The organism is Microbacterium esteraromaticum (assembly GCF_028747645.1).
GTDB classification, from domain to species: domain Bacteria; phylum Actinomycetota; class Actinomycetes; order Actinomycetales; family Microbacteriaceae; genus Microbacterium; species Microbacterium esteraromaticum_C.
In genome coordinates this window covers 2449294-2461978 of record NZ_CP118100.1, presented here as the reverse complement: position 1 = coordinate 2461978, position 12685 = coordinate 2449294, and the positions used below count along the sequence as shown (strand labels likewise).

General features: G+C 65.8%; 10 protein-coding genes and 2 pseudogenes. 7 read left to right on the top strand and 5 right to left on the bottom strand.

The features are described from left to right. Positions 1–97: 97 nt before the first annotated feature. Positions 98–232, bottom strand: a complete 135-nt coding sequence (locus PTQ19_RS11800; RefSeq protein WP_274367477.1) for a hypothetical protein — start codon at positions 230–232, stop codon at positions 98–100. A gap of 535 nt (positions 233–767) precedes the next feature. After that, positions 768–2216, bottom strand: coding sequence for a hypothetical protein (locus PTQ19_RS11795; RefSeq protein WP_274367476.1), 1449 nt, complete (start codon positions 2214–2216; stop codon positions 768–770). 556 nt (positions 2217–2772) lie between these two features. Here PTQ19_RS11795 and PTQ19_RS11790 point away from each other — a divergent pair. From PTQ19_RS11790 to PTQ19_RS11780, 3 genes and pseudogenes are all read left to right on the top strand, one after another. Then, a pseudogene (locus PTQ19_RS11790) lies at positions 2773–2880 on the top strand (DUF4244 domain-containing protein); the annotation flags it as partial. Next, complete coding sequence (locus tag PTQ19_RS11785) at positions 2877–3248, top strand: TadE family type IV pilus minor pilin (RefSeq protein ID WP_274367475.1); 372 nt, start codon at positions 2877–2879, stop codon at positions 3246–3248. The pseudogene PTQ19_RS11790 and the gene PTQ19_RS11785, both read left to right, overlap by 4 nt. 28 nt (positions 3249–3276) lie before the next feature. Continuing rightward, entirely contained in the window at positions 3277–3606 is a 330-nt protein-coding gene (locus PTQ19_RS11780) for an Rv3654c family TadE-like protein (RefSeq protein ID WP_274367474.1), read from the top strand. Positions 3607–3768: 162 nt separating this feature from the next. On the opposite strand, the pseudogene PTQ19_RS11775 reads toward PTQ19_RS11780, so the two are convergent. The 3 genes and pseudogenes from PTQ19_RS11775 to PTQ19_RS11765 form a co-directional block, all read right to left on the bottom strand. Continuing rightward, positions 3769–3978, bottom strand: a pseudogene (locus PTQ19_RS11775) (transposase); the annotation flags it as partial. Positions 3979–4582: 604 nt separating this feature from the next. Beyond that, entirely contained in the window at positions 4583–5662 is a 1080-nt protein-coding gene (locus PTQ19_RS11770) for a hypothetical protein (protein WP_274367472.1), read from the bottom strand. Positions 5663–5820: 158 nt separating this feature from the next. Then, the gene (locus PTQ19_RS11765) at positions 5821–6123 is read right to left on the bottom strand and encodes a hypothetical protein (RefSeq protein ID WP_274367471.1); all 303 of its coding nucleotides are present in this window, start codon (positions 6121–6123) and stop codon (positions 5821–5823) included. Positions 6124–6573: 450 nt separating this feature from the next. Between PTQ19_RS11765 and PTQ19_RS11760 the strand changes: the two genes are divergently transcribed. The 4 genes from PTQ19_RS11760 to tmk all read left to right on the top strand — a co-directional run bounded on the left by PTQ19_RS11760 (position 6574) and on the right by tmk (position 12680). After that, positions 6574–7989: a hemolysin family protein gene (locus PTQ19_RS11760; RefSeq protein WP_274367470.1), complete on the top strand. Its 1416-nt coding sequence runs from the start codon at positions 6574–6576 to the stop codon at positions 7987–7989. Further along, positions 7986–8999 (top strand): CNNM domain-containing protein, encoded by a 1014-nt coding sequence (locus PTQ19_RS11755; RefSeq protein WP_274367469.1) that lies wholly within the window; start codon positions 7986–7988, stop codon positions 8997–8999. Before PTQ19_RS11760 ends, PTQ19_RS11755 begins: the two co-directional genes overlap by 4 nt. A gap of 247 nt (positions 9000–9246) precedes the next feature. Continuing rightward, entirely contained in the window at positions 9247–12060 is a 2814-nt protein-coding gene (topA, locus tag PTQ19_RS11750; protein WP_274367468.1) for a type I DNA topoisomerase, read from the top strand. Further along, positions 12057–12680, top strand: coding sequence for a dTMP kinase (gene tmk / locus PTQ19_RS11745; RefSeq protein ID WP_274367467.1), 624 nt, complete (start codon positions 12057–12059; stop codon positions 12678–12680). Before topA ends, tmk begins: the two co-directional genes overlap by 4 nt. The last annotated feature ends 5 nt before the right edge of the window (positions 12681–12685 follow it).

Sequence of the window (12685 nt, the reverse complement as noted above, 5' to 3'; positions counted from 1 at the left end):
AGGTCAACGGATCAACGATGCCACCTGGTGCATCTCATGCTCGCGTCACCCTTCCTTGCATTTCGTCTCACGGCTACCAGCGCAGCCAAGCGTTCCGCTAAAGAAAGATGATGCAGTTCGGAGGCTCGGTGCCGCTGGGGTCTACGAGATGGACGCGCCGCCCGCGCTGAGTCTCCTCGTGAACATGGTCATACAGCGTCACAGCGCGCTCGATGATCTGTCGCTTGCTCATCCCGGCTTCCTTGGTGAGCCTTGCCAGGGTTGCGGCAGTCGAGCTGTTAACCGCGGTGCTGAGTCGGGCCTGGGGGCTGTCGGGGGTCGGGGTAGCCTCTGTGCTCACGACGGCTTCTTTCTGCTGAGGGCGATGAACACCCTCACTGTAGTTCAGCCGTAATGGCATGTCGCTTGACCTACCGGGCAGCGTGCCACGGGCACCCATAGCTGATTCCGCCCTCGAGCCTGCCGAGGAACTCGAGCGCGTTGTTCGTTGGGCGTGCCTACTGCGAGAATCCTGGTTCGTGGTTGCTTGCTGATCGAGCCGCTCGGCGCTGGCGCCTGCAGAAGCGGCGTCCGCGCTGTTCCAAGTCATCAACCAGCGCTGCCGGAAGACCCCGATCGTGATCACCACGAACCGCCATGTCGGAGCATGAGGCGAGATCCTCGGCGACACCAGTGGTTTCGACGTCGATGCGCTGTGATTCGCAGCGATCGCGCGAACGCTGGCACGCTGCGTGAGAGAGCCGTTAGCTCTTCGACTCGGTTGCAACCTACTCTTGTGCAGGCTTGTCAAAATAGTCGAACGCCATATGCGCGTCCGCGCTGTAGTGATGCTTGATCTGGAGGCGATGCTTGGAACTGATGTAGCGTCCGAGTAGCAACGTTGCGAGAGCTTGCTGGATGCAACTTGGGACCGAAACATCCTCGTCGGCATCGTGGTGCTTTCGATATCTCAGAGCCCAGAGGGCATCCTTGGCCCGCGCGGTGAGTGCGGCCCAATACAAGATCGCGCTGATCGCTATGTGAAGCTGTCGTCCCGTGGAAGAGTACGCCATCTCGCGCAACCGGCGAGAGATCAAGTATGCGACCTCCCCGGCCTCAAGCCAAGAAGAACAGACCGGCCATTCCTCGACGCCCTCATCCGGTTCGTCATCTGCGCTTGATTCGCCCTCCCCATCGCACTCGTTGCGCTCCACACTTCTCAGCACCCACCAGTCATCGGCGCTGACAAGGAACAGATCGATGCCAGCCTCATTGCCGATCTGCAGCCCCTCACCGCTGCCGAACAAGAAGACATCGCTTGTCATTTGCGGGTCGGCGAAAGATGGTGTGATGCCGAGCTTCTCGCATAGCTGGGCGACAGGGAGAGCGCGGAACGCTGTCTCATTCTCAGCCCAATACGTACTCCAGAACTCGAACTCCTGTTCATCCGGGTCGAAGGACTCGTCATTGTCGAAATCTTCCCAAGAGACGTCATCGAACTTGTCGCCGGGGGCCGGCTCGACGCCACCGTCATGCGGCGCATCAAGGGAAGGTGACGGCGCCGCGACGGGTTCTGCGAGCGCAGGGGCCCCTACGGAAGGAACAGACCCAGGCACTGATGGAGGCGGAGTGGAAGGACTTGGCGCAATGGGCGCATGAGGCACTTCAGCAACGGGCGCTGGCGATTCAGTCGCTCCTACCGAGGGGATAGTAGGTGTCGATATCTCGCGAATCGTCACCTGAACTGCTTGAAGCATCTCCCCGGCTCTCCGACGCGTATCTGGGTGCGTGTGACCAATACCCCGTGCTACAACGTTCAGATGCCTCACCACCTGAAGTAGCGCCTGCAGGCGCTCGGCGTCTCGGCCATCATCGGATCTCAGCATGAAGCCCAAATCCGGATCGACCAAGAGCTGGTTCTTCGATCCAAGTGCCGCCGCGAGGATCGACGCGTAAGTATGTGTCACTGCGAGCCATACGTCCGCCTCGAGGGCGTCACCCTGACAAAGAACCAGCGGAGCTTGCGCGGGGAACGGGTCGTTCAAGACTGGCGGGTAAGCAAGCCACCATGTGAAGTTGTCACAGTAAATGTCCCTGACGAAGAACGGCGCCTCGATGCGCCCGACCACCGATTTCGGTGTCGCCCCTGGGGCCTCCGTGACTCGCCCCCATTCAAGGTAGCCCTGCGTGGCATATGCGATGCCCTTCGCAGTGATCCTTCGGTCAGCCCACTTCATGCCGTGATGTTATCGCGAAGGACCGCTCCGGGGCTCGCCTGGCAACGGGCGTGGCAGAACGACCGCCCTCTCTAGCGAGCGCGTCGGCCCGACTCACTCAACGCAGCCCCCGAGGGGCCGCTTGACACCGAACTTGGCACCCGCCGTCGATGTCGACGCGGCACGGCCACTCTTGCAACCTCATCGGCTGTCCGTAGCCATTCACGATCTGCTCGATCGCCAGGACTGGCGTGTAACTGCTGGCAATGTGCGCCACGCCGTCTGGAAACTCACTCGTGGAGCCTAGGCACCGCATCATGTTCGTAACTACTGTCCATGACAGGTCGGCCAGATCAGATGCCACCTACTCATGCAGCGGCCCCTCGCGGACGGCCTCGAAGTCACGGGAGGCGGTCAGCGCGCGGCCTCTCTCGAGCTGGATGTCGATGTCCTCGCTATCCGAGACGGCCTGCCGTGCGTGGTTTGATGCGCTGGTGTGGTGCTTCTTTGGCGCGATGGCTGAACGTCGGTGGCACCGTCTGCGGAGGGCGCCTCTCAAGTACGCTTTATTCCAACAACAACGGCGGCGGTGGCCTTTGCGGGCTTGTTGGTGGTGATCATGCGGTCGGATGAGGTGCGTGGCATCCTCACTGATCTGGTGCGGCGGGCGTTGACGGTGTCGTGATCGGTCGCCGAGGTCGGGTGTCGGTGCGCGGCGTGTTGCGCGGTGAGCGCGGTTCGGTCGCGGCCGAACTCGCTGTGGCGCTTCCTGCGGCGCTGGTGGCGGTGCTGTTCGGCGTGGGTGCGCTGAACGCTGCCGCGACGCAGGTGGCGTTGCAGGATGCTGCGGCGGACGCGGCCAGGCTGCTCGGGCGGGGCGAGAGCGCCGCCCGAGCAGCGGGTGTCGTCTCGGCGGCAGTCAGCGGGGCGCGTTCGTCGTCGCAGGGTGCGGGTGATCTGGTCTGCGTCACGGCCTCGGCCGACCTTCGGGTGGGCCGGATCATCTCGGTACCGCTTCGGGCATCGAGCTGCGCTCTCGCGGGAGGGCTGTGAGCGTGCGGCGGATGGAAAGGACGAGACGATGGCAGGAACGGCTCTTGCGGCCGGCGTGCTGACGGTGGCCGCGACGCTGTCGCTCGGTCTGGCGGCCGTGGGCGGTGCCGCGGTCACCGCCCAGCGTGTGGCGGGGGCGGCGGATGCTGCCGCGCTGGCCGCCGCGGATGCCGCATCGGGAGCGGTCATGACCGGTGAGGATCCGTGTGCGCTCGCAGCACGCGTGGCGGCGGCATCCGGTGCCCGCTTGTCAGCCTGCCAGGTCGACGCGCTCACCGCCACCGTCGAGGTACGGGCGGGGTATGCCGGACTTGTCGCGCTCTCGCGGGCGCGCGCGGGGCCGCCGGCGGGCGGGTGACTGCATCAGGCAAGGCTGGCTCGCACAGGACGTGGTTCCCGGACACGACATGGCCGCGTAGCTGTCGGGGCAGCATCGTGCTTCAGCGGTGGCGTCTTTCGACGCGGTGCGGGGTCAAGTCCTGAGAAGTGGAGGATCGGATCCGTGACCCTTTGAGGGTGGGGTGTCGACCTCGCGGTACCGGTACCCGTTGCTCCGGTTCACGCGGTCATCGCTGACCGTGCCGTAAGAGGTGCCGCAGAGCTGCTTGGCGTCGGCGGACAACAATACGCTGATGAACGTGGTCAACATCTCCCGGAGCAGGTCCGGGGACGCCCGGTCGAGCTGTTCGCCGAGGAAGCGTGCAGGGTCGACACTGGGTACGATGGTCATCGTCGTGGTACCTTTCGAGATGGATGTGAAGAGTTCTCTCGAAGGATCACGCGGTGATCGTCGCCACGTTCATAGCGACACGACCACCGGATCCGTTCCTCGACCGTTGTGGATTCGGTCGACAGGGGTTTGGCCTCCGATGTCGAGGTGGGTTCTGTCTAGGTTGTGGTGGTCGAGCCAGCTCTGCAAGCCTGCCGCGCGCTAGGTGTTGGAGGTCCAGAGCCTGGCGCAGGCCCATACGGTGGCGAGGGTGCGGTTCAGACGTTTGACTTTCCCGTCGGTCCAGGGACAGTGCGGTGTGATGAACCTCTGCGTGATGCCGTGGGTGTCAATCACGTCACGGAATGCAGCGGAGTAGCGGTAGGCGAACGCGCTCAGCCCGACGGTGCAGACGCCACCCGCCGTCGTCCGGGAGCCGGGCATTCTCGTGGGACACGAGAAGCCTCCGTGTGATCGAGCTGAAGAACTAGACAGCTTCAACTCGACACCGGAGGTTCCTCCTACATCAACAACGATCCAGGTCAGTACACCTGGTTCAAGGTCCCATCCACTCCTTTTGTGGCCTATAACCCCTGCCGGGTCCCTATCGTTGTGTGGTCGCCGCTCAGGTGCAGACCTCGTATTGCAGGGTGACCCACCCCGGGGTGCGGGTACCGGTCGTTGCTCGCACATCGGTGACCCCTGTAGTGCCTGTGGCCGTGGGGGCCAGGTAGTCGCTCCCGTATCCGCCGTCTCCGACGGCTGCCACGACGGTTGCGTAGGTTCCCGACCAGTATGCGCGCGAGACGTTGCCGCTGCCACCACCGGCATATCCGCCGCCGCCGGCTGCAGATGAGGCATGAACGCGTGCGTTCTGGCCAGCGACCTGACTTTCCACCCAGTTGTACAGGCCGTTGGCACCGTTCCCGGGCACACCTCCCGCTCCGCTTGCCCCGTTGAACGCATTCTGCCAACCCAGCGTCGCTGGATCGCCCGATGTTGCTGACGGTACGGTGCCTCCGGAGCCGCCTGTAGCGCCCGAAGCGTCTTTTCCGAAGCCTGCGTAGATGTGGCGGTCCCAGCTGCCTTGGATGTAGTCGTAGCCGTGATCGGCGCCCCACACCATGTACTGGTACGGAATCCAATCCGGATCCGATTGCGGCACCCGCCCAGTCATATGCCCCTGTCCGGGAGCGCCACCGGCGACGACGAGGGGTGTGCTCCCAAGGAGGATCGCTGATCCACCGCCACCAGACCCCCCGACTGCTCCGTACAGGTTGGTGCCCGCGCCGGGCTCGGGCGTGTAGACACTGTGGCCGCCGTTGCCGTAGCCCTGTCCGCCGTACCACCCTGCGGCCGAACTGAGATCCTGAGGCTTGTATCCACCTTGCCCGACGATGAGGGTGAGCACGTCGCCCGGCGTGACCTGCAGAGTTCCTTGAACCAGCCGGGCACGCGAACGGTCATAGCCGTTGCGGGCGCCGCCGGCACCACCGGCGACCGTGAAGCTCAAGCTGGTCACGCCCTGCGGCACCACGAACGTCGTTGTGGTCGCTTCGGTCTGGTTGGCTCCGGTGCCTGGGGCAGGAGCATCGAAGCGGGCCGGAACGCAATTCGTGCTCGCCGAAGAAGCGGGCAGTGCGACCGCTGCCGCGATGACGGGCACTCCCCACGCCGCGCTCTTGGTCAAGGTGCGTCGTGTCATCTCTGCGTCCTGCAACCTATGACGCGTCTGATCGTGTGTCATCTCTCTCCCCGATGAGTTGTTGCCCGTGGGCGTGAATGCGCGCATCCCCATGCGCTGGGTTCATAATCCACTGAGTTCTCTGGTGCATGCAAATTGACCGCGTTCCTCGTCGACGGCTATCGATCTGCCCGCATGCGACGAGGGCGATTGCGCTCCCACGCCAGTCGTATCACGGTGGCGACGACGAGCGCCGCGCCCGTCGTGACCACGACCACTGTGGGGCGCAGATCCACGAACGCCGCCGCGACCGCGAGCAGCATCCCGACCAGCCAGACCGTGATCGGCACACCCAGTTCAATATTGCCGACGGCAACAGCTATGCAGGCGACGAGCGCTCCCACGACAGCCAGCGCTGCGCCGACAGTGCCGATGTATCCCAGGGTCTCCGACAGCTGGTGAGCTGAGACGAGTTGCGTCATGAAGCCTCCGATTAGATTCAGTGCGTGGTGCGGAGCGCTGTACGGTGTGCCTCTCGTTGCTTCTGAGACGTCACCGTCCAACAGTGCCGGGTGAATCCGGGTGAGGCCGTTGGGTCCCGTCTCACCCGGATGGAGAGCACTCGGTTACTCCGTCGGGTAACGACTCTTCGTGGCGCTAGGGATGGACCGCGAAGAATTGTGACCCACTGAATGAGAGTCGTGTCCGGTCTGTTCATTACGCGGATCCGCTGATCTTTTGTGGAGTGCCTGGGGCAGCCACGTGGCGCAACTCACAGCTTTTCCCTTACCAGTTCTCGCTACGCTGGCAGTGCCCACCCGTGCCGTGCGGACCGTACAAGAAAGAACACCCGTGAGCATTCCTCGAACCTCCACCGACCAGGAGGGCGGATATCCGAGCCCTCTCGATCTGATGAGAGGGGGTGAGATCGGATGCTGATCGCGGCGCTCACACTGTTGCTGGGCGTGCTGCTGACGCTGGCGATCATCGCTGCCTGCGGGTTCTTCGTCGCGCAGGAGTTCGCGTACATGTCGGTCGACCGGTCGCGGATGGCCGCTCACGCCGAGAAGGGCGACCTTCAGGCGAAGCGCGTGCTGGCGATCACCAAGCGCACCTCGTTCATGCTCTCGGGCGCCCAGCTCGGCATCACCGTGACGGGTCTGCTGATCGGTTACGTCGCCGAGCCGTTGATCGGTCAGTCGATCGGCACGCTGCTCGGAGGCGTGGGCCTCGATCCCGCCGTCTCGGTGCTGATCGGAACGACCGGGGCGCTGTTGCTGGCCACCGTCGTGACGATGATCTTCGGCGAGCTGTACCCGAAGAACCTCGCCATCGCGAGCCCCGAACCGTTGGCCCGTGCTCTGGCCGTGCCGACGCGCATCTACCTGCTGCTGTTCGGTTGGCTGATCGCCGTGTTCGATCTCGCCGCGAACGCCCTGCTGCGCCTGCTGCGCATCGAACCCCTCGAAGACGTCGACGCCAGTGCGACCGCTCGTGATCTCGAAGCGATCATCGAGGACTCCCGCGCCAGCGGTGACCTGCCCGATGACCTGTCGATCATGATCGATCGCATCCTCGACTTTCCGCAGCGCGACGTCGAGCACGCGATGGTTCCGCGCTCGCGGGTCGACTCCGTCCAGCCCGATACGACGATCGCCGAGGTGCGCGCGATGATGGCCGTCGGTCACACCCGCTACCCGGTGGTCGGCGATGAGGACGTGCCGGTCGGCGTGGTCGAGCTGATCGACCTGCTGCGCTCCGGCGGCTCCGACGATGCTCCGGTGAGCACGATCATGCGCGAACCCGTCATCCTGCCCACCGCGATGCGTCTGCCCGTGGCGCTCGATCGCATGCGCCTCGCGCGCAACGAGATGGCCTGCGTCGTCGACGAGTACGGCAACTTCGACGGCATCCTCACCATCGAGGACCTCACCGAGGAGGTCGCCGGAGAACTCTCGGACGAGCACGACGACGCCCCCGACCCCCTGCGCATGCACGACGACCGCTGGTGGATCGACGGCGACGTGCACCTCGACGAGGTCGAGCGTCTGGTCGGATACGACTTCGACGAGGACGACGATGAGGATGAGACGATCGCGGGCCTGATCATCCGCGAGTACGGAGACCTGCCCCCGGTCGGCGCCATCGTCACGATCAGCCTGGCCGACCGGCCGAGCGAGACGGTGCAGGGCCTGCGGATCCACCGGAGTCTGGAGGTCGAGGTCATCGAGGTGGCGCGGCTGGTGCCGTCACGGGTCGCCGTGCGTCTGCACGAGACCGACGACGACGCGGATGCTACCGCCGACGCGCCCACCGAGGATCGACGCGACGAGGAGGCGGCACGATGAGTTGGTGGATGGTCACGATCATCACGATCGCTCTGATCGTGGCGAGTGCGTTCTTCGTCATCGTCGAGTTCGCGCTGCTCGCCGCGCGCCGTCATCGGCTCGAAGAGGAGGCCGAGCACAGCGCCTCGGCCCGTGCTGCGCTGCGCAGCGTCAACGAGCTGACCGTCATGCTCGCGTTCGCCCAGCTGGGCATCACCGCCTGTACGTTCCTGCTCGGCGCGATCACCAAGCCGGCTATCGACTACGCGTTGGCGCCGGTGCTGGTGCAGTGGAACGTGCCGGCGGTCGCCGCCGACATCATCGCGTTCATGATCGCCCTGGTGATCGTCACCTTCCTGCACCTCGTCATCGGTGAGATGGCGCCGAAGTCATGGGCGATCGCGCACCCCGAGACCGCTGCGAAGTCGACCGCGCTCGCCGCCCGCGCGATGACGTGGCCGCTGCGCCCCTTCCTGCTGTGGATCAACCACATCGCGAACCGGCTCGTGCGGGCATCCGGCGTCGAACCGGTCGAGAAGGCCGCGGTGGGCGGGCAGGACGCCGACACCATCCGCGAACTCGTCGCGCACTCGCGCGCCGCCGGCGCTCTCGAGGAGCAGTACTCGCGCCCGATCGTGCGCGCCATCACCCTGGGGTCATCGACCGTGGGAGATATCGTGCGCACCGATCGACGACCGACGGCAGTGGCTGAGAATGCCACGGCCGCCGACGTGCAGGCCGCGGCTGAAGTATCCACGCATCTGCGCATCCTCGTCGGAACGGGCGCGGACTGCCGTGTCGCGCACGTGCGCGACACCCTCGGGGTCGCCTCCGACACGCCGGTGGCGCAGATCGCCCGTGTGCCCCTGGTGCTCGCGCCCGATGACTCCGCATACGACGCTCTGACCCGTATGCGCGCCGCTCGTGCGCAGTTCGCGGTCGTCGTCTCCCAGGCCGAGCTCATCGGTGTGGTGACCGTCGATGACCTGCTGCGGCAGATCCTTCCGACGGCGGACCAGATGGCGGGTTGAGACCGTCACCGGGCGCGGCCTCGGCCGCTCCCGGTGACGATCGGCGCCGTCGTCCGGCGACGGACAGGGCCGGTTCCGCGTACGCTGGTGTCGTTGCCGTCTCGCTAGCCCGTGCGGGCACACGCGGAGAACGTGACGACGAACCCCTCTTAACGCATACCCCTTTCCGATGAATTCGGTCATCGGTACTCTCGGCTCACGCCGGGAATGCGGTGTGTATGGTGTGCTTCGAAGAAAGGACGCACCCTTGGCTGAAGGCAAGAAGCTCGTCATCGTCGAGTCCCCGACGAAGATGCGATCGATCCAGGGCTACCTCGGTGATGGCTACGAGGTGCTCAGCTCGGTCGGCCACATCCGTGATCTGGCCGACAAGAAGGACATCCCCGCCGACCAGAAGAAGGCGTACGGGAAGTACTCGATCGACGTCGAGAACGACTTCGACCCCTTCTACGTGGTCTCTGACCGCAAGACGAAGACGGTCGCCGAACTGCGCCGCGCGCTCAAGGGCGCCGACGAGGTGCTGCTCGCCACAGATGAAGACCGCGAGGGCGAGGCGATCGCCTGGCACCTGCTCGAGACGCTCAAGCCCAAGGTGCCCGTCAAGCGCATGGTGTTCCACGAGATCACCAAGGACGCCATCCAGGCGGCCGTCGGCAACACCCGTGAGCTCGACATCGCGCTGGTCGATGCGCAAGAGACCCGCCGCATCCTCGACCGTCTGTACGGCTGGGATGTCTCGCCCGTGCTCTGGTACAAGGTCAAGTCCGGTCTCTCGGCGGGCCGCGTGCAGTCGGCCGCCACCCGCATGATCGTCGAGCGCGAACGTGAGCGCATGGCCTTCGTGTCGGCCGAGTACTGGGACGTCGAGGCCGACGCCGCCGCAACCGGCAAGTCGTTCCGCACGCGCCTGGTGCGCGTCGACGGCGGACAGCTGGCACGCGGTACCGACTTCGACGACACCGGCAAGCTCAAGAAGGCCGTCGTCGTGCTCACCGAGCAGCAGGCGACCGCGCTCGCAGAGGCGGTCGACGCCGCCGCATCGGCGACCGTCAGCAAGGTCGAGGCCAAGCCCGGAACCCGCAGCCCCTACGCCCCGTTCACCACCTCGACGATGCAGCAGGAGGCCGGTCGCAAGCTCTCGATGAGCGCCAAGCACGCCATGGGCGTCGCGCAGCGTCTGTACGAGAAGGGGTACATCACCTATATGCGTACCGACTCGGTGGCGCTGAGCGCGCAGGCGACGCAGGCCGCCCGCAGCCAGGCCGTCGCCCTGTACGGCGACGCGGCCGTGCCGCTGAAGCCCCGCGTGTACAAGTCCAAGAGCAAGAACGCGCAGGAGGCGCACGAGGCGATCCGCCCCTCGGGCGACACGTTCCGTACGCCCTCGTCGGTGGCATCCGGACTCGACCGCGACGAGCAGAAGCTGTACGACCTGATCTGGAAGCGCACCGTCGCCAGCCAGATGTCGGATGCCAAGTACGAGACGACCACGGTCACGCTCGAGGTCGACGCCGACGGGCAGACCGCCGAGTTCACCGCCTCGGGCACCGTGTACACGTTCCGTGGGTTCCTCGAGGCGTACGAAGAGGGACTCGACGAGAAGCGTAACGCCCAGGACAAGGCCGATGAGCAGTCGCTGCCCGCCGTCGCCGTCGGCGACGAGGTGGCGATGTCGGATGCTACCGCCAAGGGCCACCGCACCACGCCGAAGCCCCGCTACACCGAGGCGTCGCTGGTGAAGGCACTCGAAGAGCACGGCATCGGCCGTCCGTCGACGTTCGCCAGCACCATCGGTACGGTCATCGATCGCGGCTACGCCTCGAAGCGCGGTCAGGCGCTGGTGCCCACGTGGCTCGCCTTCAGCGTCGTGCGTCTGCTCGAGCAGCACTTCGCCGACCTGATCGACTACGACTTCACGGCGGCACTCGAAGACGATCTCGATGCGATCGCCCGTGGCGAGCAGAATCGCGTCGAGTGGCTGCGCTCGTTCTATTACGGATCGGATTCGCAGGTCGGACTGCGGCAGGTCGTCGACAACCTCGGCGAGATCGATGCACGGGCGCTGAACTCCACCCCGATCACCGACACCGCGACGTTGCGCTTCGGCAAGTACGGCCCGTACCTCGAGGTGACCGACCCCGCCGACCCCGAGGCGAAGCCCCGTATCGTCAACGTTCCCGAGGATCTCGCGCCCGATGAGCTGACCGCCGAGAAGGCTCAGGAGCTGATCGACGCGCCGGTCGCGGGCGACCGCGTGCTGGGCGAGAACCCCGAGAACGGCAAGATCATCGTCGTCAAGGACGGTCGGTTCGGGCCCTACGTTCAGGAGAACGACCCGGTCTCCGACGAGGACGCCGTTGACGCGGCCACGGGCGAGGTCGTCGAAGCGCCCAAGGCGAAGAAGACCAAGAAGGATGCGCCCAAGCCGCGCACGGCATCGCTGTTCCGCTCGATGTCGGTCGAGACCATCGACCTCGATGCCGCGCTGAAGTTGCTGAGCCTGCCGCGCGTCGTGGGTGTCGATCCCGAGTCGGGCGACGAGATCACGGCCCAGAACGGCCGTTTCGGCCCGTACTTGAAGAAGGGCACGGATTCGCGTTCGCTCGAGAGCGAGGCGCAGATCTTCGACGTCACGCTGGAGCAGGCGCTCGAGCTGTATGCGCAGCCGAAGTACGGCGCCCGCAAGGCGTCGAGCGCGCTCGCCGAGTTCGACGCCGACCCCGTCAGCGGTAAGCCGATCCGCGTGCGTGATGGGCGCTTCGGCCCGTACGTGACCGACGGCGAGACGAACGTCACCATCCCGCGCGGTCAGACTCCGGACGACATCACCTTCGAGATCGCCGTGCAGATGCTCGCCGACAAGCGCGCAAAGGGCCCCGCGCCCAAGCGCGGCAAGAAGGCCCCGGCCAAGAAGGCCCCTGCCAAGAAGACCCCTGCCAAGAAAGCAGCGGCCAAGACGGATGAGGAGAAGGCTGCGGCTCGCTCCGCCGCCGCCAAGAAGGCAGCCGCCACGCGTGCGGCGAACCGCATCAAGGCCGCGCAGGCCAAGGCGAGTTCGTGAGCTCAGCGGGCGTCTGGGTCACCTTCGAGGGCGGCGACGGCTCCGGCAAGTCGACGCAGGCCGCGCTGCTGGGTTCGTGGCTCGACGCGCAGGGGCGAACCGTGTTGCGCACGCGGGAACCCGGCGGCTCCGAGGTCGGGGTGCTCATTCGCGACATCGTCCTGCATCACCGTGGTGATATCGCGCCGCGCGCCGAGGCGCTGCTCTATGCGGCCGACCGGGCGCACCACGTCGCGACAGTCGTCCGGCCGGCGTTGCAGCGGGGCGACGTGGTCGTGCAGGATCGCTACCTCGACTCGTCCGTCGCCTATCAGGGAGCGGGCCGAGTGCTCGATGCGGGCGAGGTGCGCGAGCTCTCGCTGTGGGCCACCGAAGGCGCGCTGCCCGACCTGACCGTTCTGCTCGATATCGATCCGTCGCTGGCGCGGAAGCGATTGGATGCCGACGACAAGCCCTTCGACCGCCTGGAGGCGGAGAAGGAGGAGTTCCACACGCGTGTCCGCGAAGCGTTCCTCGCTCTTGCCGCCGCCGAGCCTCAGCGGTTCCTGGTGGTCGACGCGACGGCCGATCCCGAGGACATCGCCGTCGTCGTGCGTGCGCGCCTCGCGCGCCTGCTCTGACGTCG